20 protein-coding genes are annotated in these 25,084 nt (G+C 45.9%); 14 read left to right on the top strand and 6 right to left on the bottom strand.

Annotation, left to right across the window (positions count from 1 at the left end; genetic code table 11):
• Positions 1-16: 16 nt before the first annotated feature.
• The 3 genes from nrdA to ubiG form a co-directional block, all read right to left on the bottom strand.
• Entirely contained in the window at positions 17-2,305 is a 2,289-nt protein-coding gene (gene nrdA, locus DN599_RS10950) for a class 1a ribonucleoside-diphosphate reductase subunit alpha (RefSeq protein ID WP_110457658.1), read from the bottom strand.
• Between the two features lie 597 nt (positions 2,306-2,902).
• Complete coding sequence (locus DN599_RS10945) at positions 2,903-3,601, bottom strand: HAD hydrolase-like protein (protein WP_110457856.1); 699 nt, start codon at positions 3,599-3,601, stop codon at positions 2,903-2,905.
• Entirely contained in the window at positions 3,594-4,325 is a 732-nt protein-coding gene (gene ubiG / locus DN599_RS10940) for a bifunctional 2-polyprenyl-6-hydroxyphenol methylase/3-demethylubiquinol 3-O-methyltransferase UbiG (protein WP_420820864.1), read from the bottom strand. The genes DN599_RS10945 and ubiG overlap by 8 nt, the downstream gene beginning before the upstream one ends.
• 284 nt (positions 4,326-4,609) lie before the next feature.
• On the opposite strand from ubiG, the gene gyrA reads away from it, so the two are divergent.
• Positions 4,610-7,303 (top strand): DNA gyrase subunit A, encoded by a 2,694-nt coding sequence (gene gyrA, locus DN599_RS10935; RefSeq protein ID WP_110457657.1) that lies wholly within the window; start codon positions 4,610-4,612, stop codon positions 7,301-7,303.
• Between the two features lie 188 nt (positions 7,304-7,491).
• A complete protein-coding gene (serC, locus tag DN599_RS10930; protein WP_110457656.1) occupies positions 7,492-8,589 on the top strand; it encodes a 3-phosphoserine/phosphohydroxythreonine transaminase in 1,098 nt (365 codons plus the stop codon).
• Between the two features lie 58 nt (positions 8,590-8,647).
• Here the strand turns inward: serC and DN599_RS10925 are convergent, their stop codons facing one another.
• The gene (locus DN599_RS10925; protein ID WP_110457655.1) at positions 8,648-9,838 is read right to left on the bottom strand and encodes an amino acid aminotransferase; all 1,191 of its coding nucleotides are present in this window, start codon (positions 9,836-9,838) and stop codon (positions 8,648-8,650) included.
• A 392-nt stretch (positions 9,839-10,230) separates the two neighbouring features.
• On the opposite strand from DN599_RS10925, the gene aroA reads away from it, so the two are divergent.
• The 10 genes from aroA to DN599_RS10875 all read left to right on the top strand — a co-directional run bounded on the left by aroA (position 10,231) and on the right by DN599_RS10875 (position 20,293).
• Entirely contained in the window at positions 10,231-11,511 is a 1,281-nt protein-coding gene (aroA, locus tag DN599_RS10920) for a 3-phosphoshikimate 1-carboxyvinyltransferase (protein ID WP_110457654.1), read from the top strand.
• A 184-nt stretch (positions 11,512-11,695) separates the two neighbouring features.
• Positions 11,696-12,388: a (d)CMP kinase gene (gene cmk, locus DN599_RS10915; protein ID WP_110457653.1), complete on the top strand. Its 693-nt coding sequence runs from the start codon at positions 11,696-11,698 to the stop codon at positions 12,386-12,388.
• Between the two features lie 99 nt (positions 12,389-12,487).
• Positions 12,488-14,155, top strand: coding sequence for a 30S ribosomal protein S1 (rpsA, locus tag DN599_RS10910; RefSeq protein WP_110457652.1), 1,668 nt, complete (start codon positions 12,488-12,490; stop codon positions 14,153-14,155).
• A gap of 71 nt (positions 14,156-14,226) precedes the next feature.
• Positions 14,227-14,514, top strand: coding sequence for an integration host factor subunit beta (gene ihfB, locus DN599_RS10905; RefSeq protein ID WP_110457651.1), 288 nt, complete (start codon positions 14,227-14,229; stop codon positions 14,512-14,514).
• A 122-nt stretch (positions 14,515-14,636) separates the two neighbouring features.
• Positions 14,637-14,957, top strand: a complete 321-nt coding sequence (locus DN599_RS10900; protein WP_110457650.1) for a lipopolysaccharide assembly protein LapA domain-containing protein — start codon at positions 14,637-14,639, stop codon at positions 14,955-14,957.
• Between the two features lies 1 nt (position 14,958).
• Positions 14,959-16,119 (top strand): lipopolysaccharide assembly protein LapB, encoded by a 1,161-nt coding sequence (gene lapB, locus DN599_RS10895; RefSeq protein ID WP_110457649.1) that lies wholly within the window; start codon positions 14,959-14,961, stop codon positions 16,117-16,119.
• Positions 16,120-16,152: 33 nt separating this feature from the next.
• Positions 16,153-16,848: an orotidine-5'-phosphate decarboxylase gene (pyrF, locus tag DN599_RS10890; protein WP_110457648.1), complete on the top strand. Its 696-nt coding sequence runs from the start codon at positions 16,153-16,155 to the stop codon at positions 16,846-16,848.
• Between the two features lie 96 nt (positions 16,849-16,944).
• Positions 16,945-17,760, top strand: a complete 816-nt coding sequence (locus tag DN599_RS10885; RefSeq protein WP_110457854.1) for an SDR family oxidoreductase — start codon at positions 16,945-16,947, stop codon at positions 17,758-17,760.
• Between the two features lie 83 nt (positions 17,761-17,843).
• Positions 17,844-18,386, top strand: coding sequence for a DUF2058 domain-containing protein (locus tag DN599_RS10880; protein WP_110457853.1), 543 nt, complete (start codon positions 17,844-17,846; stop codon positions 18,384-18,386).
• 149 nt (positions 18,387-18,535) lie between these two features.
• Positions 18,536-20,293, top strand: a complete 1,758-nt coding sequence (locus DN599_RS10875; RefSeq protein WP_110457647.1) for an acyl-CoA dehydrogenase C-terminal domain-containing protein — start codon at positions 18,536-18,538, stop codon at positions 20,291-20,293.
• Between the two features lie 78 nt (positions 20,294-20,371).
• On the opposite strand, the gene dacB is transcribed toward DN599_RS10875, so the two are convergent.
• Together dacB and DN599_RS10865 are read right to left on the bottom strand one after the other, a co-directional pair.
• Entirely contained in the window at positions 20,372-21,961 is a 1,590-nt protein-coding gene (gene dacB / locus DN599_RS10870) for a D-alanyl-D-alanine carboxypeptidase/D-alanyl-D-alanine endopeptidase (protein WP_110457646.1), read from the bottom strand.
• Positions 21,962-22,073: 112 nt separating this feature from the next.
• Positions 22,074-22,253: a hypothetical protein gene (locus DN599_RS10865; protein ID WP_110457645.1), complete on the bottom strand. Its 180-nt coding sequence runs from the start codon at positions 22,251-22,253 to the stop codon at positions 22,074-22,076.
• A gap of 571 nt (positions 22,254-22,824) precedes the next feature.
• Between DN599_RS10865 and pssA the strand changes: the two genes are divergently transcribed.
• Complete coding sequence (pssA, locus tag DN599_RS10860; RefSeq protein ID WP_110457644.1) at positions 22,825-24,138, top strand: CDP-diacylglycerol--serine O-phosphatidyltransferase; 1,314 nt, start codon at positions 22,825-22,827, stop codon at positions 24,136-24,138.
• Positions 24,139-24,282: 144 nt separating this feature from the next.
• Positions 24,283-25,047, top strand: a complete 765-nt coding sequence (locus tag DN599_RS10855) for a tRNA-uridine aminocarboxypropyltransferase (RefSeq protein ID WP_110457643.1) — start codon at positions 24,283-24,285, stop codon at positions 25,045-25,047.
• The last annotated feature ends 37 nt before the right edge of the window (positions 25,048-25,084 follow it).

Raw genomic sequence — 25,084 nt, 5'->3', positions numbered from 1 at the left:
GATAAACATCAAGTGATTAGATCTTACACGCGCCGCCAGCGCAACTATCGTCCTCTTTCTCAATGGCGGTGATATCGTCATGACTATCTGAAGCGCCATCTCGAGTGTTGTGATAGTAAAGTGTCTTCACGCCGTATTTGTAAGCGGTCAATAGATCTTTTAGCAACACTTGCATAGGGACTTTTGACCCAGGGAAACGATTTGGGTCATAGTTAGTATTGGCAGAAATCGATTGGTCGACAAACTTTTGCATTAACCCCACTAATTGCAAATAACCATCGTTGTTCGGCATTTGCCATAATAGTTCATAGCTATGCTGATATTTTTCAAAGTCAGGTACCACTTGCTTAAGCTGCCCATCTTTACTGGCTTTCACGCTGATTAATCCGCGTGGAGGTTCAATGCCATTGGTGGCATTTGAGATCTGTGATGAGGTCTCTGATGGCATTAGGGCCGATAGCGTAGAGTTACGTAGGCCATGAGTCACTATCTCTTCACGGAGTGTTTCCCAATCAAGGTGCAGTGGCTCGTCACAAATTTTATCCAAGTCACGCTTATAGGTGTCTATGGGTAAAATGCCTTTGGCGTAATTGGTCTCATGGAACAAGGGGCAAGCGCCTTGTTCTTTAGCCAAGTTCACCGATGCTTTCAATAGATAATATTGGATAGCTTCAAAGGTTCTGTGGGTAATGCCGTTGGCTGAACCGTCTGAGTAACGTACCCCTTCTTTAGCCAAGTAGTTGGCGAAGTTAATCACGCCTATCCCTAAGGTACGACGGTTCATCGATGCTTTATGAGCCGAGGTGATAGGGTAATCTTGATAATCGAGTAGATTATCAAGCGCACGTACCGCAAGGTCAGCTAATGGCTCTAGCTCTTCAAGATTCTTAATTGCACCTAAGTTAAGGGCAGATAAGGTACATAGTGCGATTTCACCGTTAGGATCGTCAACATTATTCAATGGCTTGGTTGGCAGTGCAATTTCTAAACATAAGTTAGATTGACGCACTGGGGCTACTTTTGAGTCGAATGGGCTGTGAGTATTGCAGTGATCGACGTTTTGAATATAAATACGGCCAGTAGAAGCACGCTCTTGCATCATTAACGCAAATAGCTCAACGGCTTTAATCTGTTTCTTACGAATGCTGTCATCGGCTTCATACTGCAGATAAAGACGTTCAAACTCGGCTTGATCTTCAAAAAACGCATCATACATGCCAGGTACGTCAGATGGGCTGAATAAGCTTATCATGCCACCTTGGATCAGGCGCTGATACATCAACTTATTGATCTGAACCCCATAGTCCAAATGACGAATACGGTTATCGTCAACGCCACGGTTGTTTTTCAATACCAGCAGTGATTCAACTTCTAAATGCCACATAGGGTAGAAGAGGGTCGCTGCGCCGCCACGAACGCCGCCTTGTGAACACGACTTAACCGCGGTTTGGAAATACTTATAAAAAGGTAAGCAACCCGTGTGAAAAGCTTCGCCGCCACGAATTGGGCTACCTAGCGCACGAATGCGACCAGCATTAATACCAATGCCGGCACGTTGTGATACGTACTTTACAATGGCCGACGCTGTGGCATTGATTGAGTCTAAGCTATCACCACATTCAATCAGTACGCACGAGCTGAACTGACGCGTAGGGGTACGCACACCCGCCATGATGGGGGTGGGTAGCGAGATCTTAAAGGTCGAAGTCGCATCATAGAAGTTTTTTACATAATCTAGACGCGTCTCTCTTGGGTACTTGGCAAACAAACATGCCGCAACCAGGATATATAAGAACTGGGCGCTCTCATAAATCTCATGGCTAACCCGGTTTTGTACCAAGTATTTGCCTTCGAGCTGTTTGACGGCAGCGTAAGAGAAGTTCATGTCGCGCCAGTGATCGATATGCTCATCAAGCAAATCAAGCTCTTCGCGAGTGTAGTCACTAAGAATGTGATTATCGTATTTGCCCATCTCCACTAGCTTAACGACATGATCATACAGCTTGGGTGGTTCAAATTGACCATAGGCTTTCTTGCGCAAATGGAAGATAGCTAAACGAGCAGAGAGAAACTGATAATCAGGTGATTCTGGCGAGATTAAATCTGCGGCAGCCTTAATAATGGTTTCATGGATTGCTTCAGTTGGAATCCCATCATAAAACTGAAGGTGAGAACGTAATTCCACTTCAGAGACAGAGACATTTTTTAGTCCTTTTGCCGCCCAAGTGATCACTCGGTGGATCTTATCGAGATCGATAGTTTCACGTTCGCCACTGCGTTTAGTGACTTGCATAGTGCTGTTCATTGAAGATAAGCCTTGATTAAATATTGCGGTCAAATGAGTTGAAAAAAAACACGCAACGTTTCCCTGTCAAAACAATCGAAAAGTTAACGAAAAATACCCAAATACAACTTAGGTTATAGTGGCTTCGATCGTCACTCACACACAATATATGGTGTTATATAAAATATAGGATACAAGATAGTGAGGTTGGCGACATTTTGCAAGTGAGATTTCAGGGGACAAGTTGTGGATATCTTGGGGGTAAAAATTAGGGTTAGTAATGGCTAACCTTTAAGCCTTGTTTTCAATTATGCTTGCTCGTTTGAAGTCACTTTTGAGCGATCAAATTTAAACGAATAGAACGCTAGTTATATCATCGATCGTGGCGATCGTTTATTCATCACTGGACTTAAGGTTGCGATCCTAGCACTGTTAATATTGCTCAATCCGTTTCAAAGTAACAGCTTACTAGCAATGATAAAGTGACACTGCAGAACAACATTTCATTGAAACGCCGTTAAACTCATGGCTGATTTTGTTAAATCAGCGCCAACAAACCGCTTTCCAATAAACTGTTTATATTGCGATTAATGCGATTTGCTAGCTATAACGGTTAGTTTACGCGTAGTGGCTTACAGAAGCCTGAGTCATAAAATCGATAATGGCTTGCGGTTTATCAAAGCGCACTTGGTGCGGCCAATGAGTAGGATTATCATCTGCTGCAATATAACCCCACATGGCAATAGCGCCAACCATGTGGCTATTTTGCGCCGCTTCAAGATCGCGCCGTGCATCACCTATATAGATGATGTTATGTGCATGGCAGCCCAGCTGTTGTGCTGCTAACAGCATAGGCGCTGCGGCAGGTTTACCTTGGGTGGTAGTGTCGCCGCTGATAACGCTGCTCATATAATCGATAAGGGGCTGTTGCCCTAAGCGCAGTGTGGCTAATAAAGGGCGGGCAAACCGTGCTGCCTTATTCGTGACAACACCGAAGGCAATGCCATTATCCATTAAATAGTGCAGTACCTCTGTTATGCCATCAAACAATCTAGCATGGTCGCCATTAATGCGCTGATAGTGCGTGAGCAGCGCTTGTTGTAGTTCGGCGTTGCGCTTAGCATTTAAGGTAGGCTGCGCCGCAGTGATTAGGGCTAAACTGCCATTGGATGCGGCGTCACGTACATCTTCAAGCGCAACACTGGGGTAATCGAAATCGTGCAGAGCCAGATTCAGCGCCGCCACAAGATCGGGCGCGGTATCAACCAGGGTGCCGTCTAAATCAAACAGCACCCCGAGGATCGCGCTATTAGGCATCGTCATTTTTGATAGTCGCTATCATGTAATTGACATCGAGACTCTTGGTATAACGAAACATGCCGCTCATCGGGTTGTAAGTGATCCCCGTGGCGTCGCTGCAGATAAGCTCGGCATGATCAGCCATCGCGATAAGCTCGGCGGGTTTGATGTATTTATTATGATCATGGGTGCCTACGGGTAACATCTTCAGCAGATATTCAGCGCCCAGTACCGTTTCTATATAGGCACGAATATTACGGTTAATAGTTGAGAAAAACACATAGCCACCAGGTTTAACCATGTCGCTGCAAGCTTGAATGACAGAGGCAGGGTCGGGGACATGTTCAAGCATCTCCATGCAGGTGACCACATCATAAGTACCAAGGTGGTTATCGCGGTGGGCTTCAGCGGTATCTTGAATGTAATTGATCTCAACACCGGTCTCAAGCGCATGTAGACGAGCGACGTCTAATGGCTCTGTTCCCATGTCTAACCCATCCACTTTAGCACCAATGCGGGCCATACTCTCAGACAGGATCCCACCGCCGCAGCCGACATCTAATACCCGTTTACCAAACAGGCCACCGACCGTTTGGTCGATAAAGTTCAGTCGTAGCGGGTTGAGTTTGTGAATAGGCTTAAACTCGCCTTCTGGATCCCACCAGGTTTCTGCCATCTTTTCAAATTTAGCGATTTCCTGTGGATCAACATTGCTATGGTTAGACACTCTTGGACCTCTCATCGAGATTTTATTGTGGTTGCTATTATACCGATAGCAATCAATAAACAAAGGATAATCAATCAGGTTACGCAAGCCTGGTGGTGACTTTGCTGTCAAAGCATACAGGGTTTGATTTGAGTCAATGTTTATCGGTTTAATCATATATTTGCTGGGAAATATCAATAGGGTCTAGCGACAATATTTATCTGTGTTAGAATGCCAAATCACGTTTTCAGGCTTGATACAACACTGTTTTATTTTCATACAGTGGGTTGTCGGCTAAATTTCAAGGGATCGAGCAGTTTATGACTGATCTGGCTTCATCTATAACACCAATTAATATTGAAGACGAATTAAAGAATTCATATTTAGATTACGCCATGAGCGTTATCGTTGGCCGAGCTCTACCTGACGTAAGAGACGGACTCAAACCCGTTCACCGTCGCGTGCTGTTTGCGATGAACGAACTCAAGAACGATTGGAACAAACCCTATAAAAAATCGGCACGTGTTGTCGGTGATGTTATCGGTAAGTATCACCCACATGGTGATACCGCGGTTTACGACACTATCGTTCGTCTAGCACAGCCTTTCTCCATGAGATATCCACTCGTCGACGGCCAAGGTAACTTTGGTTCTGTCGATGGTGACTCCGCGGCGGCGATGCGTTATACCGAAATCCGCATGGAAAAATTAGCCCATTCACTGTTGGCTGATTTAGAGAAAGAAACGGTCGATTTCGTGCCCAACTACGACGGCACCGAATTTATTCCTGCAGTATTACCTACGCGTGTACCAAATCTGTTAATTAATGGTTCATCGGGTATTGCTGTTGGTATGGCGACCAATATTCCACCACACAACCTAAATGAAGTTGTACAAGGCTGTTTAGCCTTGATTGAGGAGCCTAGTCTCTCAATCGAGCAGCTGATGGAATATATCCCGGGTCCTGACTTCCCAACTGCTGCATCCATTAATGGTCGTAAAGGCATCATCGATGCCTATAAGACTGGTCGTGGCCGTGCCGTTATGCGCGCCAAGGCGGAAGTCGAGACTGAAGACAATGGCCGTGAACGCATTATCGTTCATGAGATCCCTTATCAAGTGAACAAGGCTCGCCTAATCGAAAAGATCGCCGAGCTGGTTAAAGATAAGAAGATTGAAGGCATTAGCGGCCTGCGCGATGAGTCAGATAAAGACGGTATGCGTATCGTTATCGAGATTAAGCGCGGCGAAGTGGGTGAGGTTGTCCTTAATAACCTTTATGCCCAAACACAAATGCAGTGCTCTTTCGGTATTAACATGGTGGCATTGACCAATGGTCAGCCTAAGTTATTCAACCTAAAAGAGATGCTCGAGTGTTTCATCCTTCATCGTCGTGAAGTGGTGACTCGCCGTACCGTGTTTGAACTGCGTAAAGCTCGTGAACGTGCTCATATCTTGGAAGCACTTGCCATTGCTCTAGCTAACATCGATCCGATCATTGCCGTTATCAAAGCCTCTCCAACGCCAGCCGAAGCGAAAGTAAAACTTGTTGCGCAAGGTTGGGAGCTTGGCAATGTGCAAGGCATGCTTGAGAAAGCGGGTGATGATGCCGCGAGACCAGAATGGCTTGAACCAGAGTTTGGTATTCGTGATGGCAAGTATTTCTTAACCGAGCAGCAAGCTCAAGCGATTCTCGAACTTCGCCTACATAGATTAACTGGGCTTGAGCACGAGAAGATCCTATCTGAATATGAAGAGCTATTGGTTCTTATTGCCGGATTACTATTAATCCTTCGTAGTCCTGAACGTTTGATGGAAGTGATCAAAGAAGAGCTTGAAGAGATTTTAGAGCAGTACGGTGATGCACGACGCACCGTTATTAATGCCAACGAAATTGACATGAGCCTTGAAGATCTGATCAACGAAGAAGATGTGGTCGTGACCCTGTCTCATCTTGGTTATGCTAAATACCAACCTCTGTCTGACTACCAAGCTCAGCGTCGTGGTGGTAAAGGTAAAGCAGCGACTAAGGTTAAAGATGAAGATTTCGTCGAAAAACTATTGGTCGCCAACACCCACGATACCATCTTGTGCTTCTCTGACTTTGGTAAGATGTACTGGCTGAAAGTGTATCAACTACCGTTAGCCAGCCGCACCGCCCGTGGTCGACCCATTGTGAACTTGTTGCCACTGTCTGATGGTGAACATATCACGGCAATCTTACCTGTACGTGAATACGCTGAAGATAAGTTTATTATCATGGCGACCTCGCACGGCACAGTGAAGAAAACCGCATTAACCGCCTACAGTAACCCACGTGCTAACGGTATCATTGCCGTTAACCTGAAAGATGGCGATCAGCTTATTGGTGTCGATATTACCGATGGTAATGACGATATCATGTTGTTCTCTAACGAAGGTAAAGTGGTTCGATTCAATGAAAAAGCCCGTAACTCTGAGACGGGTGAAGTGAAAATCGATCCTGAAACTGGCGAAGAGATTATAGCCCTGCGAGCCATGGGCCGTACGGCAACCGGTGTACGCGGTATTAAGCTAGAAGAAGGCCACAGTGTGGTTTCACTTATCGTGCCAAAAGGTGATGGCGATATCCTCACCGTGACCGAAAATGGTTATGGTAAACGTACAGCCTTGTCTGAGTACCCGGCTAAGAGCCGTGGCACTAAAGGGGTGGTTTCTATCAAGGTCAGCGAACGAAACGGTGCCGTTGTCGGTGCAGTTCAAGTTGGCGAAAATGATGAAATCATGCTGATCAGCAACAAGGGTACCTTGGTGCGTACTCCAGCAACTGGCGTATCGAGCATTGGTCGTAACACTCAAGGTGTGACTATCATTCGCACCGCAGAAGATGAGAAAGTGGTCGGTCTGCAGCGTATCGATGAGATCCAAGATGAGGTCGAACTCGATGAAGAGGGTAATCCTATCTTAGTCGACGCTCATGAAGCGCCTATTGAGGCTGCATCGGGTGATACACCCGATACAGAGCCCGCTGAGTAACAGCTAGGTAAATTAACGGGCGTCCTTTGGGACGCTCGTTTTGTTTGTGCAAGTCAAACCCTGAGTACGTGGAACCTTGAAACTACAATATAGTACTTGAAACGTAGTCCCCGGAACGTATTACCCATAATTAAACATAACCATTTGTACCCAAGCAATGACACATCAAAGGTCAAAGGAGAAGAGAAGTGAGCGCGACATATAATTTCTGTGCAGGCCCTGCAATGTTGCCCGCCGCCGTAATGCAACAGGCACAAGCGGAGTTATTAGATTGGAACGGCCAGGGTGTGTCGGTAATGGAAGTCAGTCATCGCAGTAAAGAGTTTATTGCGCTGACAGAGCAAGCCGAGGCGGATCTGCGTGAGCTAATGTCAATACCCGAGAACTACCATGTTTTGTTTATGCATGGCGGTGGTCGTGGCCAGTTTGCTGCTGTTGTGAATAATTTTTTAGGCAATGATGGTAGGGCACTCTATTTAGTCGATGGTAGTTGGTCTATAGCCGCGGCAGAAGAAGCCATTAAACTGGTAGGTGAGCAAAATGTTGACGTGCTTAATATTGTCGAAAAAGATAATGATATCAGTAGAGTTGTCGTTCCAAATCTTAGCGGTATTGATCAAGATTATCGTTACCTACACTACTGCCCTAACGAGACAGTTGATGGTATCGAAATTTTTGATGAATTAGATTCACCATGGCCAATTGTTGCTGACATGTCATCGAACATTATGTCGCGCGACATCGATGTAAGCCGTTTTGGGTTAATTTACGCAGGGGCACAGAAAAACATAGGTCCTTCAGGGCTGAGTATTGTTATCGTAAAAGATGAGCTATTAGCACTGCCGCAACTGCCGCAAGCTTCAATCATGGATTACCGCTTAGCCGTTAAGCATGACTCTATGTACAACACGCCGCCGACTTTTGCCTGGTACTTGGCTGCCGAAGTGTTTAAATGGCTTAAGGGTAAAGGGGGGATTGCCGAGATGGCGAAACTCAATACGCAAAAAGCGCAAGCCCTATATCAGTTTATCGATAGCAATGACTTTTATGAAACCCGCGTGGCTAAAGCCAATCGCTCGCAAATGAATGTGACCTTTTATTTAAAAGATGAATCGCTCAACGAGCAATTTATCACTCAGGCAAAGGAAGCGGGTTTAGTCGCGTTAAAAGGCCATCGCAGTGTCGGTGGCATGCGAGCCAGTATCTATAACGCCATGCCCATTGAAGGGGTCGAAGCGTTAGTCAGATTTATGCGGGACTTTGCTGAGAAGATTAGTCGCAGCTAGTATAAGTGATTTATATTAAATGAGTTCCTAGGATAAAGATCCTAGGAACTTTTTTGTTTTATAGCACTTTGGCAATTGATTCGGCTAAGTAGTCGACATTGCCTTCAGCAATTCCCGCAATACTGATACGGCTAGAATCCACCATATAAATACTATGATCGCGTTGCAATTGCGCGACTTGCTCAGGTGTGATGCCTAAGAAAGAAAACATCCCTTTTTGCTGGGCAATAAAACTAAAATCACGGCTAACGCCTTTTTCTAGCAGTGTATTAACCAGCATGGCGCGGTTACCATTGATCCGATCCCGCATCACTTTCAGTTCATCGAGCCACTGTTGTTTTAGTTCTGTGTTGCCTAAGATAGTCTCTACTATCGCGGCGCCATGGGCCGGGGGCATGGAGTAAAGACAACGCACCACATATAACAATACCGATAATGTCACCTCGGCAGCCTGACTCGATGCAGCCACAATTGAGCAGGCACCAATACGCTCACGATAGAGACCAAAGTTTTTTGAACAAGAGCTACATAAAATCATGTCGTCGACGTGAGTTGCCATCTGCCTAACTCCGTAGGCATCTTCGTCGACACCATCGCCAAAGCCTTGGTAAGCCATATCGATGAGCGGGGTGAATCCTTGTTGCACTGTGAGGTCAACGACCTTGTTCCACTGCGCATTGGTCAAATCCATACCGCTTGGGTTGTGACAGCAGGCATGCAGTAACACTACATCGTCTTTGCCAATTTGTGCCAACACCTGGAGCATCTCATCGAACTTAAGGGTTTTGTTGGCGTGATCATAATAGGGGTAGGTTTTGACCCTTAACCCCGCGGCTTCAAATAACCCGATATGGTTAGCCCATGTCGGGTCGCTAACCCACACGGTGGCATTGGGATTAAGGCGTTTAATAAAATCAGCGGCGACACGCAGCGAGCCAGTGCCTCCAGGAGTCGACACGGTACGAATTCGGCTCTCTTGCAAGGCCTTATGATCTTTGCCGAAAGCTAATTCACCAATGAGTTGATTAAACTCAGGTGAGCCAGTTGGGCCGATATACACCTTAGTTTGCTCTGTGTCGATACGCAGTTGTTCGGCGCGCTTGACGCAAGCAAGAATAGGGGTATTACCCGCCTCATCTTTATAAACGCCAACGCCTAAATCGACTTTGTGCGAATGAGGATCTTGTCGGTATTGAGTCATCAACCCTAGAATAGGATCTGCTGGCATCGGGCTCAGATTTTCAAACATATTCGACAACCTTTTTATTGTTGTTTTGGGCCGTAAATGGCCAATGCGGTAAAGTGATTAAGAATAAACTAAACCCTAATCTAAGTGACAGTCAACATGATGAATTGATTTACTAGTGTAATTGGCAATATTTCGTGCCAAGGTCATTTACCTTGCAACAATTTAGCAATTGTCCCAGCTTATAACGCCTCTTTTTAACCGCTTAGTAATAAAACGACGCAATAATGGGTAAAAATAGTAAAAAAGGGTTGAATACTGCGCGCCGATCAGTAATTTTATAACCACGAGGTTCAAAGTCTTTTGAACAGATCGCCATTTTGTCGTGATGGTAATAACGTTAATGATAACCCGCAGGCCGATAAATAGGCCTTGCAATGATAAAAGAGTGATTAATGAAGCAACTACGACTCGAGCCCATAAGTAAAATACAAGGTACGATAAACATCCCTGGCTCTAAGAGCATTTCTAATCGTGCATTATTATTAGCCACCTTAGCCAAAGGAACGACCACACTGACCAATCTACTCGATTCTGATGATATTGGTCATATGTTGGCTTCACTTGAACAACTAGGTGTTAACTATCGACTCTCAGATAACAAAACCGTCTGTGAACTCGAAGGGCTTGGTGGTGCGCTCCATGCATCGCAACCTCAGTGCTTATTCTTAGGTAATGCGGGTACCGCAATGCGACCATTATGTGCGGCGCTTACCTTAGGGACTGGTCAATTTACCTTAACGGGTGAGCCGCGCATGGAAGAGCGTCCTATCGGTGACTTAGTCGACGCACTTCGGGTACTTGGCGCAGATATTGAGTACCTTAAGAACGATGGTTTCCCTCCTCTGACAATTAATGCAACCGGCTTAAATGGCGGTGATGTTACCATTGCTGGCGACCTTTCTAGCCAGTTTTTAACGGCTTTATTAATGGTGGCGCCATTGGCAAAAGAGGCTGTTAATATTCAAATTAAGGGTGAACTCGTCTCTAAGCCCTATATCGATATCACCATCGCTTTGATGGCTCAGTTTGGAGTTAAGGTGATAAACCATAATTACCAGTGCTTTGAGATTGTTGCAGGGCAGCAATACGTATCGCCAGGAACAGTCTTAGTCGAAGGTGATGCTTCATCTGCGTCCTATTTTTTGGCCGCCGGAGCGATTAAAGGCGGCGAAGTTAAGGTCACAGGTGTTGGGCGTAACAGCATTCAAGGCGATATTCAGTTTGCAGATGTACTGGCGAAAATGGGGGCAAAGATAGAGTGGGGCGATGATTTTATTATAGCCCGCGCCGCGCCATTAACTGGCATCGACTTGGACATGAACCACATTCCCGATGCGGCGATGACGATAGCGACGACGGCCTTATTTGCCAAAGGGCCAACCACAATTCGTAATATCTATAATTGGCGCATAAAAGAAACCGACCGTTTAGCCGCTATGGCAACCGAATTGCGCAAAGTGGGCGCCGAGGTCGACGAGGGCCATGACTATATTACCGTGACGCCTCCTGCTCAGGCTCACACTGCGCAGATAGATACGTACAATGACCATCGTATGGCGATGTGTTTTTCTATGTTGGCCTTTGCCGATTGTGGTATCACCATTAATGATCCTGACTGCACCTCGAAAACCTTCCCTAATTACTTTGAAAAGTTTGCTGCATTAGCAGTTTAAACTGTGCACGCCTTAGGAAGCCGATAGTTTATGGCTTCCTTTTTCTGAACCTAAGCTGATCCTCCTTTGATTAATGTTAACTTTTTACCGCTTTGTTGTGGGTTTTGGTTTATAATGCGCGCGCTCTTTTTCGTGAACGGCATTCAAGATCGTTAGGGAAGATGGATTTAATTTGGAGAAACATATGTCACAACGGGCTCCTATCGTCACTATTGACGGCCCAAGCGGTGCGGGTAAAGGCACTATTAGTCAATTACTTGCTTCTCGACTAGGTTGGAAGCTGCTTGATAGCGGTGCTATTTATCGTGTGTTAGCCTTGGCGGCTATTCATCATAATGTCGAACTAGACAATGAAGCATCTTTAGCGCTACTGGCCGCCCATCTCGATGTTCAATTTATAACATCTAATCACAACGGTATTAAAGTGGTGCTCGAAGGAGAGGATGTTTCCCACGACATCCGTAGTCAAGAATGTTCCAGCGCGGCCTCAAAAGTGGCGGCATTTCCAAGTGTTAGAGAAGCCTTATTGCGCCGTCAACGCGCCTTTGTTGAAGCCCCTGGTTTAATTGCCGATGGTCGCGATATGGGCACAGTGGTATTCCCCTCAACACCGGCTAAACTTTTTTTAACTGCCTCGGCGCAGGAAAGGGCGCAGCGGCGCTATAATCAGTTGCAGGACAAAGGCTTCGATGTTAATATCGACCGGCTTTTAGCTGAGGTCGTTGAACGCGATGAGCGCGATATGAATCGCCCTGTTGCGCCTTTGATACCGGCTGAAGATGCTCTTGTTATCGACACGACAACAATGGGCATTGATGAAGTGGTAGAGCTTGCTCTGGCACACATCAAACAAAAATTACCCGACGTGGGTCTGTAAAGACGCGCGTTATACTATTTGTCACATGGATGCGACAAATGATTAATCTGACTCCACGTCTAGGATGGGCTGTGGTTTATTACTTAAAGTAAATTAAACATGACTGAATCTTTTGCTGATCTATTTGAACAATCCCTTGAAACACTTGAGTTCCGTCCAGGTTCTATCGTTCGTGGTACTGTAGTATCAATCCAGAACGGTATGGTACTTGTTGACGCTGGTCTGAAGTCTGAAAGCCCAATCCCAGCTGAACAGTTCAAAAACGCACAAGGCGTTCTTGAAATCGCAGTTGGCGACGAAGTTGACGTAGCCCTAGACTCTGTTGAAGATGGTTTCGGTGAAACTCAACTTTCTCGTGAGAAAGCTAAGCGTCACGAAGCTTGGATCGTTCTAGAAAAAGCGTACGAAGATGCTGAAACTGTAATCGGTATCATCAATGGTAAGGTTAAAGGCGGTTTCACTGTTGAATTAAACGGTATCCGTGCATTCCTACCTGGTTCTCTAGTTGATGTTCGCCCAGTTCGCGACACTGCTCACCTAGAAAACAAAGAACTAGAATTCAAAGTTATCAAGCTAGACCAGAAGCGTAACAACGTTGTTGTTTCACGTCGTGCTGTTATCGAGTCTGAAAGCAGTGCAGAGCGTGATGCTCTTCTTGAGAACCTACAAGAAGGTCAAGCGGTTAAAGGTATCGTTAAGAACCTTACTGACTACGGTGCATTCGTAGACTTAGGTGGTGTTGACGGTCTACTACATATCACTGATATGGCGTGGAAACGTGTTAAGCACCCATCTGAAATCGTCAACGTTGGTGACGAAATCAACGTTAAAGTACTTAAGTACGATCGTGAGCGCACTCGTGTTTCACTAGGTCTTAAGCAACTTGGCGAAGATCCATGGTTAGAAATCAGCAAGCGCTACCCAGAAAACACTAAGTTAACTGGTCGCGTAACTAACTTAACTGACTACGGTTGTTTCGTTGAAATCGAAGAAGGTGTTGAAGGTCTAGTACACGTTTCTGAAATGGATTGGACTAACAAGAACATCCACCCATCTAAGGTTGTTAACCTAGGTGATGAAGTTGAAGTTCTAGTACTAGACATCGATGAAGAGCGTCGTCGTATTTCTCTAGGTCTTAAGCAATGTAAAGTTAACCCATGGGATGATTTTGCAGAGCGCTTCCAAAAAGGTGACAAAGTTACTGGTAAGATCAAGTCAATCACTGACTTCGGTATCTTCATCGGTCTTGACGGCGGCATCGACGGTCTGGTTCACCTATCTGATATTTCTTGGAACGGTACTGGCGAAGAAGCCGTATCTGATTACAAGAAAGGCGACGAAATCAACGCAGTTGTACTGTCAGTTGATCCAGAACGCGAGCGTATCAGCCTAGGCGTTAAGCAAACTGAAGACGATCCGTTCAATGCTTATCTTGCAGATAAGAAGAAAGGTGCTATCGTAAACGGTACTGTAGTTGCTGTTGACGCGAAAGGCGTTACCATTGAGCTAGCTGACACTGTAGAAGGTTATCTACGTGTTGCTGATATCTCTCGTGAGCGTATCGAAGACGCGTCTACTGTATACTCAGTAGGTGATGCTGTTGAAGCTAAGTTCATGGGTGTTGATCGCAAGAACCGTACTATCAGCCTATCTATCAAAGCGAAAGATGAAGCTGATGAGAAAGAAGCGATGGCTAACCTGAACAAGCAAGATGACGTTGCTATGAGCAGTGCTATGGCTGAAGCGTTCAAAGCAGCTCGTAAGTAAATCGCCTGAAGTTCGGGGATGTTTCATCCCCGTTAGGTGACTGTGTTTGGCTTGATTAAAGAGGGTACAGGATGACTAAATCCGAACTAATCGAAAAACTTGCCACTAGGCAGTCGCAGCTGTCGGCAAAAGAAGTAGAAAGTGCAATCAAAGAGATGTTGGAGCAAATGGCAACAACATTAGAAAGCGGTGATCGTATCGAGATCCGTGGCTTTGGTAGCTTCTCGCTTCATTATCGTGCTCCACGTACAGGCCGTAATCCAAAAACTGGAACTTCAGTCGAATTGGAAGGCAAATATGTGCCGCACTTTAAGCCAGGTAAAGAACTGCGTGAGCGCGTTGATTCGATCAACTCGTAAATGACATCGTTTTAAAAGCCTCCTCTTGGAGGCTTTTTTATGCCTAAATCATAGGTATAGCTGGCTAGTTAGCTTAAATTCTTAGATAATCATCTCATCATCACGCGTTTATGGAGTGTAACGTGAAGTCATTTATTGCCACCATCTTTGTAGCCTTGTTTTTCGTGCTTGCTTTATTATTTGGTGCTCGAAATGAACAGTTGGTAACCATTAGTTACTTTGTTGCCCAAGGCGAATATCGTCTCCCTGTGGTGCTAGGTGTGGTTTTTTTAGTTGGCTTTCTCGTCAGTTGGATTTTTGCCGTGTACCATATCGCTAAAATGAAGTTGGTATTACGCCAAGCGAATAAAAAAATAGCCCAACTGGAAGCCAAACTCCCCACATCAAACCTTGATGTGGTCACGGTTGAAGACCAAGTCAAATCCAAAGAACTGAACGCTTAGTATGTTAGAGATCCTGTTTCTGTTATTGCCTATTGCCGCCGGTTACGGATGGTATATGGGACGTCGTAGTATACGACACAAACAGAATAGTAAGCGTAAACAGCTCAGCCGAGATTATTTTACTGGTCTTAATTTTCTTCTTTCGAATGAATCAGATAAAGCGGTTGATCTCTTCATCTCCATGCTCGATGTTGACGACGACACCATAGACACCCATCTATCTTTGGGGTCATTATTTCGTAAACGTGGCGAAGTTGATCGCTCTATTCGCATTCATCAAAATCTTATCGCTAGGCCAAGTCTTACCACTGAACAGCGTGACATTGCCATGATGGAACTGGGTAAAGATTACCTCGCCGCGGGTTTTTACGACCGCGCCGAAGAGATATTTTTAGCCTTAGTGCGACAAGATGATCACAGCGAAGAAGCTGAAGATCAGTTGGTGGCCATTTATCAGGTGACCAAAGATTGGCAAAAAGCCATTGATATTATTAAGACACTCAAGCGCAAACGCCAGCAAACACTGAAACATCTAACGGCACATTTGTACTGTGAATTGGCCGATGAACATCCAGATAGCGAGCTCAAATTAAAAATGTTGAGTCAGGCATTAAAGCAAGACGGTGCCTGTGGGCGCGCCTTGTTAAACATGGCAAAAATCTATCTTGATCAGCAAGAGTTTAATCGCTGTAAAGAGATGCTCAATCGGCTAAAAGAAGTGGATATTGAGCTGTTTCCTGAAGCGCTTCCCATTGCGAAAGAGGCCTATCAGGCTAAGCAAGATCAACCCGCTTATCGAGAATTGCTACGCGAAGCATTAGAGCATGGGGCTGGAGCCAGTGTCGCTATTACGCTGGCACAGCAGATGATAGCTCAAGGCGAAATCCAAGACGCCGAAAAGCTGGTACTCGATGGTCTATATCGGCACCCAACCATGAAAAGCTTCCAGCATCTGATGAAGATGCAGCTGCAACATGCTGAAGATGGCCAAGCAAAGAAAAGCCTCAATATGCTAGCCGAATTGGTCGAGCAACAGATAAAATTCCGTCCTAGTTACCGCTGTGTTGAGTGTGGTTTCCCGTCCCACACGCTCTACTGGCATTGTCCTTCGTGTAAACATTGGGGCACTATCAAGCGGATCCGTGGACTCGACGGTGAATAATACGTACTACATGCAAAGCAACAGGAGAAAAAGATGAGCAGTAAACCCATTATAGTGGCGCTAGATTATGATAATAAAACCGAAGCTTTGCAGCTAATTGATAAATTAGATCCCAAAATGTGCCGCCTAAAAGTGGGTAAAGAGATGTTTACCCTGTTTGGGCCCGATTTAGTTAAAGAGATCCACCGTCGTGATTTCGAGCTTTTTCTCGATTTAAAATTTCATGATATTCCCAATACGGTGGCCAAAGCGGTTGCCGCAGCGGCCGAGCTTGGCGTATGGATGACCAATGTACACGCCAGCGGTGGCTTAGCCATGATGCAAGCGGCTCAGCAAGCGTTGTTGCCTTATGGTGACAAAGCCCCATTGTTAATTGCAGTGACCGTATTGACTTCGATGAGTGATGAAGAACTTAAATTATTAGGGGTCGATGTATCCGCTGCAGAGCATGTTAAACGGCTTGCGGCATTAACCCAACAAGCGGGTTTACACGGCATTGTTTGTTCGGCGCAAGAGGCCAGCATGTTAAAGGCTGAATTTGGCCCTGAGTTTAAATTAGTCACGCCAGGTATCCGTCCAGCCGGTGTTGATAAAGGTGATCAACACCGCGTCATGACACCGCCACAAGCCATTGCTGCAGGCTCCGACTACCTAGTCATAGGGCGTCCAATTACCAAAGCGGCCGATCCATTAGCAGCGCTCAGTGCTATACACGCTTCATTAGCTTAGCGCTAGCAGATACTTGACAGGCTATGGGCAGCGCGCCTAACTTAAACGGCAACAGATGATTGAAGGGATTGGCATACCATGCAAAATAATCAAGTAATGTTCGATTACTCAGGTAAACATGTTGTCGTTGTCGGTGGTACCAGTGGCATTAATTTAGGCATTGCCAAGGCATTTGCTCATGCCGGTGCTAACGTGGCAGTGGCGAGCCGTAGCCAAGATAAAGTCGATGCGGCAGTTAACCAACTGCAAAGCATTAACCCAAATGCAAACATGCTCGGGGTCAGTTTCGATGTGCGCGATCTTGAGCGGGTTAAGGCAGGCTTTGCCGTTATTGCCACTCAATATCAGCATATCGATATTTTAGTCAGTGGCGCTGCGGGAAATTTCCCCGCCTTGGCTGCTCAATTGAGCGAAAACGGCTTTAAATCTGTGATGGACATTGATTTACTGGGCAGTTTTCAGGTGTTAAAACAGGCTTATCCGTTGCTGAAAAGACCGGGTAGCTGCATCATTCAGATCTCAGCGCCACAGGCTTATATTGCCATGCCAATGCAGGCACACGTTAGCGCCGCTAAAGCCGGCGTCGATATGCTAACTAAAAGCTTGGCATTAGAGTGGGGGAATGAAGGGATCCGCGTTAATTCGATAGTACCAGGCCCCATTGCCGACACAGAAGGCTTTAATCGTTTAGCGCCGAGTGAGGCATTACAGCAACGGGTGGCTCAAAGCGTGCCACTACAACGCAATGGCCAATGCCAAGACATTGCCAATGCCGCGTTATTTTTGGCATCACCCATGGCGAGCTATATTACAGGCACTATCTTACCTGTCGATGGTGGCTGGTCCTTAGGCGGCGCAAGTTTGGCGATGACCGAGCTGAGCAAGTTAGCCCAGATGAGCCCTAGTGCTTAATGGCTTTATTGAATAAATAGACTCATTTTATAACCCATAATGAGATAGCAACAATGCTTGCTATCAAGGATAGTGAGAAACCCATGGCGAACCCATTTCAAGAACAACTGTTAAAAGCGGGTTTAGTAAGCAAACAAAAAGTGCGTGATACTAAAACCCAAAAACGCCGCGATCGTAAAGCCAAGGTAGACGATGGCTCAGAGGCGCTAAAGCAAGAAATCGCCGCCAAGAAGCAGGCTCAAATAGCCAAAGACAAAGCGCTCAATGAGCAACGCTTTGCCCAGGCGACAGAAAAAGGCCAAGTAAGAGGGCTTATCACCGAGTTTAAGCGTCTCGCCGTTGATGTCCCTAAAGGAGCTGAAGTTAAATTTAACTACACTCTAGGCACTAAAATTTATTCTGTTTACATTACCGACAAGCTACAAAGCCAGCTACTTAATGGCCAACTTGGGATCGTTCGTTATGAAGAGACCAGTTATTTGGTACCGCATAAATTAGCTGAACGAGTCCACTTATTGGTACCCGAATGGTGCGGTTACTTGTGGCAACAAGATGCGCAAGCTGAGACAGTCGCTGAAGACGATCCTTATGCCGATTATGTGATCCCTGACGATTTGATGTGGTGATCGCTGTAAATTTTTATCAAATAGCCTCGCAATTTTTGCGGGGCTTTTTTATGGAAGCAGCCCACGGTTCCTTAACAAAAGGCTTTATTCTGTTAACGAGTTAGTATAGATTAAAACAACTGTTTTAATTTGATGTTTGAGAGTAAAAGATGAATCCATATTACGCGCCGTTGGCCGACATGAAATTCCTGCTAGAAGGTGTATTTGATGCACCGCAAACCTGGGCTAAGCTACCTCAACTTGCCGAGTCGGTAGACATGGATACCGCGGTGGCTATTATGGATGAAGCCGATAAAATCGCGCGCGATTTGATCCATCCTATAAACCGCAGTGGCGATGAGCAAGGCGTGCGTCATCAAGGTGATAAGGTGATCACACCCGATGGTTACAAAGCGGTGTATGACCAGTATGCACAGGGCGGTTGGGTCGGACTCTGCGGTGAACCTGATTTCGGTGGTATGGGAATGCCTAAAATGCTCGGGGTTCTTGTCGATGAAATGGCTTACAGTGCGTGTAACGCTTTTACGCTGTACGGCTCATTAACGGCGGGTGCGGCTTTATGCATTAACGCTCATGGTAGTGATGCACTTAAAGCTGCCTATTTACCTCAGCTTTATAGCGGTGAATGGGCGGGAGCGATGGACATGACAGAGCCGCAAGCGGGCTCGGATCTGCGTAACATTCGCACCAAAGCAGTGCCACAAGATGATGGCAGCTATCTTATTAGCGGCAGTAAAATATTCATTACTGGTGGCGATCACGATCTCACCGAAAACGTTATCCATCTGGTTTTGGCCAAGTTGCCTGACTCAAACGGTATTTCGCTATTTTTAGTGCCTAAGATTAAGGTGAATGATGACGGTGAGCTGGGTGAGACCAACGGTGTTAGCGTCGGATCGATTGAACACAAAATGGGGCTCAAGGGCTCTGCGACCTGTGTGATGAACTTTGATAATGCTCAAGGGTATCTCATCGGTAAGCCTAATCGCGGGTTAGTCTGCATGTTTACCATGATGAATTACGAGCGATTAGCCATAGGTATTCAAGGGCTGGGTACATCTCAAGCGGCTTATCAGATGGCTGCAGAGTATGCTAAAGAGCGCACTCAAGGCGTTGCCGCTGGCGGCTCACCAACTGGGGCGATAAGCGATCCTATTTTGGTCCACGGTGATGTTAGGCGCATGCTGCTGAATATCCGTTGTTATACTGAAGCGGGCCGTGCAATGTCAGTCTATACCGGTCAACAATTGGATTTAGCCAAATATGGTGAAGGTGAAGTTAAAGCCAAAGCTGCTCGTTATGTTGGCTTGATGACTCCTGTTGCTAAGGCGTTTTTGTCTGATAGAGGTTTAGATGCCGCGGTGATGGCTCAGCAAGTGTTTGGTGGTCACGGTTATATTCGTGAAACCGGCATCGAGCAGCTAGTGCGTGACACTCGTATCGCCCAAATCTATGAGGGTACTAATGGTATCCAAGCTATCGATTTCTTAGGCCGTAAAACCACAGGCGATAATGTCACTGCATTGACTGAATTTGTCACCGAACATCAAGCAACCTTGACCGCGATGAAGCACATTGGTGATGAGCATAAAAATGCGGTGGCTTCACGATTTGAAGCCCTATTAACGGTGGCGCACCAGATCAACGATAACAAATTGACTCAACCAGCATTGATCAATGCCTCGGCGGTCGATTTTCTCGATGCCTTCGGTCATCTAATGTATGGCTATTATTGGTTATTGATGGCCGATAAAGCCGCAGACCATCAAAATAAACAATTTAGCCAAACCAAACAGCAATTAGCTGATTTTTACATGGCTAAACTGTTGCCTAAGGTCGATTACCATTTAGCTCAAGTCAGTAGTGGCGATGTGACTGTCATGGCAATGGATGAAGCGTTATTCTAAATGCTGGTGAATAGCCCTAAATAAGCGACATAAATAACGCGTCTAAGGCCAACTTAGGCGCGTTTTTGTTACTAACGCTTACTGAGAGGATTCTTTCAATATCGCCGTTAACCATTGTGCACTGAACGGGATAGGTTGCGGCTGCTTTTGCTGCGGGCCGATGCCATTTTCAAGGATCACAAATAGCAGATTATCTTCTGCATTTAAGCCTAAATAGCCCGCTAAGTTGTCGACCCCTTGCATTGAACCTGTTTTGGCCCGCACCTTATTTTGCAAGGGCGCTTGGTGGTAACCCGATTTGTATCGTAAAGAGCCGCTACGCCCAGCCAGCGGTAAGTGCATCATTAAGGGCCGAAAGCGCTCATCTTGATAAATAAGCATTAATACCTGCGTCAGTTGCCTTGCGCTTAACAAGTTATAGCGTGATAGCCCTGAGCCATCGATAATTTGCCCGTGGTCAAGGTCAATACCTTCATCGGTTAATACCTGTTTCATTGCTTTAGCGCCAGAGAGAAATGTGCCTGGTTGTTGATACACATTCGCGCCTAGCGCTTTGAATAGGCTATCGGCGATTAAGTTATCAGAGGTCAGTAACATGGTACTCAGCAATTCGGGCAAGGCCGCAGAGTGATGCTGCGCTAGCAACTTGGCCTGTTTGTTGATTTGGTTGCTAAGCAGCACGTTACCGCTCAGGCGCACATTACTTTCAGCAAAAAGTTGAGTCACTACTTGCTGGGCGTAAAGGGCAGGTTCATTAATGGCGATGGCCAGCTTCAATGCTTGATTACCCGCAAAGCAACCGCTTAAGTGAAAGTGATTGTTGGGTAAGCGTTGTAATGCCAAATCGCACAATGCCCGTTGATTATTTTTATCAAACTCGGCACTGGTCGTTAAGGTGACCGGAAGATCCTTTGGAAAGTTCAACTGACTCTGATTGCTGCCAAGTTGCGGCGTGAGTTCACCGAAAATGCAATTTCTATCAATGACAAATTGCGACACAGGCGCGGCGTAACAGATGCCTAAATCGTCCCACACCCAACCAGGAGCGCGAAGTCGCTCTTCGGCCTGACCCACCAAATAGACGTTGCCCTTAATGGTATGCACGCCATGCTCGAAGAGCTGTTGTATTAAATGGCGGAGATCATGGCGGGTGAGGCGGGGATCGCCACTAAAGCGTATATAGAGATCGCCATTAAGCTCTCCTTGTTGGTTCACTGATTGGCCATAAAGAGCGGTGGTAAAGCGAAAGGCATTGCCCAGTTCAGCCGTCGCCGCAACGGCGGTCAGCAACTTTTGGGTGCTGGCCGGCTGCATTAAGGTATCAATATTGTGCTGATATAACGCTTGGCCTGAATGTAAGTCGACCACGCCGATGGCTAATTGGGAGTGACGTGGGGCTAACTGACGAGTCATGCTTTCAAATGTTGCTGGCTGCAATTGCTGCAATGTCACGGCGTTTGCTTGCGATTTAGATTGTGATTTAGCCTGTACTTGTAATGGTGTCAGTAATTGGGGGGATGATACCCGTGTGGCTGTTGTCGCTGCGCTAGCGTACTCAGTGCTGTAGCCCGTTTGTGAGGCGCTGGTAAGCGCACCTACTAGAGTTAGGATGAACCATAACGGGCGGCGAGAGGGGAAATATGGGGTGGTAAACAGTTTAAAAGGCATGGCAATGATAACGTTGAGGCTAAAGGCCCATTATGGACAGCTCCACGGAAGCAAGCAACCTTCTCTCTTTGGTGAGCATGTTATTGTAAGCCTAGCGTTTAACTTGCGCGCTTCATTCATCTTTATCTTCTGGCGCATCTTTTTCCATTAAGCGATATAGGCGTAAGGTGACAAAGAGCACCAGTGCAATAAATAGCGGTAATATCAGTAAACCTAACTGGGTTTTAAAATGAAAAATCCCCCAGGCCGCCAGTAACGTCAAGGCTAGGGTGATGAGTAATTTAGTGTTCATAATGATCTCATTTCAACGCAAACATTTTATGATAACGTTTACATGCTGAAAAAGCCGTGACGGTTGCATAAATTTGAGATTAATGGTTAATAATTGGACGCCGCTGGTATGTTTGGTTAAATTAACGCCACTATTTCACTCGTCAACTCCCAATCCTGTAGAAAAACCTTGCCCCACGTAGCGTAAGTCGGTAATTTCTATCCCCTTGAGAGAAGGATAGGCTCAACATGGGCCATATTGCGTCGATGAGGCTTTACGCAATACCACTAGAATGGTTTGCTGATGAGACATCGCTTATGCATTTAGGCCAAAATACCCGATAGTATTGGGCCGAAGATGTGGTTTAAACATGCGAATAAATGGCGCTAATTAATCGAGTCACCCAAAGGTGCGCAAGCGATTATGTCATTAAAGTGCTCATGTGAGACCAAGATCCTGACATACATCACGGGGCATAAAGACACATTATCACGTAGGTTTACCTTGGTTAGTTGTCATGCCTTAAGGCATGTATTTGGGAATACCCCGTTGTTATTGCCGTGATGGTCACTATTTTTCGAAGGAGGATACCTTGCTGGATCAGCTAGGTGGTATTGCGTTACAACCCGATTCAATTCGTTGGTTGTTAACCCCCTCGGCGCTTAAAGCCGAACTATTAACACAGATTTCTCAGGCTAAAATTGCCATTACGATCGCCGCATTGTATCTCGAAGATGATGAAGCGGGTCGTGAAATTCTCACGGCGCTTATGGATGCCAAAGCCAACAACCCCCAATTAGATGTCACCGTCTTGGTGGATTTTCATCGTGCGCGCCGCGGACTCATTGGTCACAAAGGCGATAGTGGCAATTATTTAATGTACCGCAAGGTGATGGAGCAGGCACAACATCCGATCACGATTTTAGGGGTGCCGGTTAAGTCTCGTGAATTTATGGGGGTATTACACCTCAAGGGCTTCATTATCGATGATACCGTTATCTATAGTGGCGCCAGTTTAAATAATATCTATCTACATCAAGGCGACAAATACCGTTTCGATCGTTATCACGTGATTGATTCGCCAGAGCTCGCTCGCTCAATGCGCCAAATGGTGCAAGATTACATTGTTAGCGATAAAGCGGTGACATCACTGACTCAGCCACAAGAGAGCGAACAGTTACCCGATAAGGCCGATGTACGCACACTTAAATCACGTTTAAGCGCGGCAAAATATGAGTTTGCCGCCACCAAACGCGGTAATCGAGTGACGCCGTTAGTGGGACTTGGGCGTAAGCGTAATAAACTTAATCGACTGATTATCGATCTGGTTGCTGAATCTAAACGCTCACTGTTTATTTGTACTCCCTATTTTAATCCACCATATATTTTGTCTCGCGCCTTATCTAAGCACCTTAAGCAAGGAAAACGCATCGATATTGTAGTGGGTGATAAAACCGCTAATGACTTTTTTATTCCGCCAGAAGAGCAGTTTTCCACCATTGGCGCACTACCTTACCTGTATGAACAGGCACTGCGTAAATTTGCTAAGCGCCAGCAGTGGGCTATCGACTCAGGTCAACTGAACATTCATTTATGGAAACATGGGCGTAATAGCTATCACCTTAAGGGAATAAGCTCGGATGAACAGTATCATCTGATCACAGGTTCTAACCTTAATCCGCGTGCTTGGGCGCTGGACTTAGAAAATGGCTTGCTTATCCATGATAAAGAAGGCCGCTGGCAATCACATTTTGCAGAGGAACAGGCGCATATTCTTGAGCATACTCAACGTTTGTATCACTACAGTCAGATTGAAACCTTAAAAGATTACCCCGCGCCGGTGCGTAAAATTATGAACCGTATCCGTCGCATTAAGGCTGATTTTTTACTGCGTCGCATACTCTAGTGGTGATAAACACATCAAAAAGGCGAGCAGATGCTCGCTTTTTTATTGTCCTCTATAATAGAGAAACGATTGGCGTATCATAAATACAACGACAGATGTGACGTCACCATTGCATTGAAATTTTTTAAAGGCAAAAAATAGATTATGGGTTTTACACCTCACGCTATCCACCAGCGCTACCAATATCGTAAAGCGATCTCGACCAGACCCTACAATGCACGTGGTAAAAATTTACTACGCTGTGAAGCCTGCTTATTGGCGCAGCAGTTTTGTACCTGTGAATTTCGTCGACAGCTAGACTCCAATGTCAGCTTTTTATTGATCATGTATGACGATGAAGTGCTAAAGCCCAGTAATTCGGGTCGCTTAATTGCCGATCTCATTCCCGATACCCATGCCTATATTTGGTCGCGTAATTACGCTAATCGAAAATTATTGCACTTGCTTAACTCACCGCTCTATCAACCTTATGTGGTGTTTCCCAGTGAATACGCTAAACCGGGTCAAGCGGTTGTCGAGTCGGTGACTCAAGCCGCTCAAGCTGAACCGCTTACCTCAACAAAACGGCCATTATTTGTGTTACTCGATGGCAGTTGGCGAGAGGCGATTAAAATGTTCAGTAAAAGCCCTTATTTGCACCAACTGCCATTGTTATCTTTTACCCCAGAGACGGCAGCGCGTTATGGTTTACGTAAGGGCAGTCGCGATTTCCAGCTAGGCACCGCCGAAGTGGCCGCTTTAGCGCTAGCGAGCGCAGGCGAAGTCGCCAATGCTAATAGCCTTAATGCTTGGTTCTCATTGTTTATTGAGTCATCACTGTTCAGCCGTAGCCGTAAAAGCACCCTAGATCTCTCGCCGCTACAAGATTTGCAAGATGCATTTGAGCTGAGCCTCGAGCGAACCCCCTGAAACGATGGCAGCTAACAAGAATATCAATGGGCTGTTG

The organism is Shewanella algidipiscicola (assembly GCF_900380485.1).
GTDB lineage: Bacteria > Pseudomonadota > Gammaproteobacteria > Enterobacterales > Shewanellaceae > Shewanella > Shewanella algidipiscicola.
Note: the sequence above shows the minus strand (reverse complement) of the source record. Positions and strands in the feature narration are given on the sequence as shown.

What these genes read in the sequence shown, in the direction of transcription:
- pyrF (WP_110457648.1), top strand. Translation starts at nt 16,153, where the DNA reads ATGAGCAGTAAACCCATTATAGTGGCGCTAGATTATGATAATAAAACC.
- gyrA (WP_110457657.1), top strand. Translation starts at nt 4,610, where the DNA reads ATGACTGATCTGGCTTCATCTATAACACCAATTAATATTGAAGACGAA.
- DN599_RS10885 (WP_110457854.1), top strand. Translation starts at nt 16,945, where the DNA reads ATGTTCGATTACTCAGGTAAACATGTTGTCGTTGTCGGTGGTACCAGT.
- DN599_RS10925 (WP_110457655.1), bottom strand. Translation starts at nt 9,838, where the DNA reads ATGTTTGAAAATCTGAGCCCGATGCCAGCAGATCCTATTCTAGGGTTG.
- DN599_RS10865 (WP_110457645.1), bottom strand. Translation starts at nt 22,253, where the DNA reads ATGAACACTAAATTACTCATCACCCTAGCCTTGACGTTACTGGCGGCC.
- aroA (WP_110457654.1), top strand. Translation starts at nt 10,231, where the DNA reads ATGAAGCAACTACGACTCGAGCCCATAAGTAAAATACAAGGTACGATA.
- lapB (WP_110457649.1), top strand. Translation starts at nt 14,959, where the DNA reads ATGTTAGAGATCCTGTTTCTGTTATTGCCTATTGCCGCCGGTTACGGA.
- rpsA (WP_110457652.1), top strand. Translation starts at nt 12,488, where the DNA reads ATGACTGAATCTTTTGCTGATCTATTTGAACAATCCCTTGAAACACTT.
- ihfB (WP_110457651.1), top strand. Translation starts at nt 14,227, where the DNA reads ATGACTAAATCCGAACTAATCGAAAAACTTGCCACTAGGCAGTCGCAG.
- dacB (WP_110457646.1), bottom strand. Translation starts at nt 21,961, where the DNA reads ATGCCTTTTAAACTGTTTACCACCCCATATTTCCCCTCTCGCCGCCCG.
- nrdA (WP_110457658.1), bottom strand. Translation starts at nt 2,305, where the DNA reads ATGAACAGCACTATGCAAGTCACTAAACGCAGTGGCGAACGTGAAACT.
- cmk (WP_110457653.1), top strand. Translation starts at nt 11,696, where the DNA reads ATGTCACAACGGGCTCCTATCGTCACTATTGACGGCCCAAGCGGTGCG.
- DN599_RS10945 (WP_110457856.1), bottom strand. Translation starts at nt 3,601, where the DNA reads ATGCCTAATAGCGCGATCCTCGGGGTGCTGTTTGATTTAGACGGCACC.
- ubiG (WP_420820864.1), bottom strand. Translation starts at nt 4,325, where the DNA reads ATGAGAGGTCCAAGAGTGTCTAACCATAGCAATGTTGATCCACAGGAA.
- DN599_RS10855 (WP_110457643.1), top strand. Translation starts at nt 24,283, where the DNA reads ATGGGTTTTACACCTCACGCTATCCACCAGCGCTACCAATATCGTAAA.
- DN599_RS10875 (WP_110457647.1), top strand. Translation starts at nt 18,536, where the DNA reads ATGAATCCATATTACGCGCCGTTGGCCGACATGAAATTCCTGCTAGAA.
- DN599_RS10880 (WP_110457853.1), top strand. Translation starts at nt 17,844, where the DNA reads ATGGCGAACCCATTTCAAGAACAACTGTTAAAAGCGGGTTTAGTAAGC.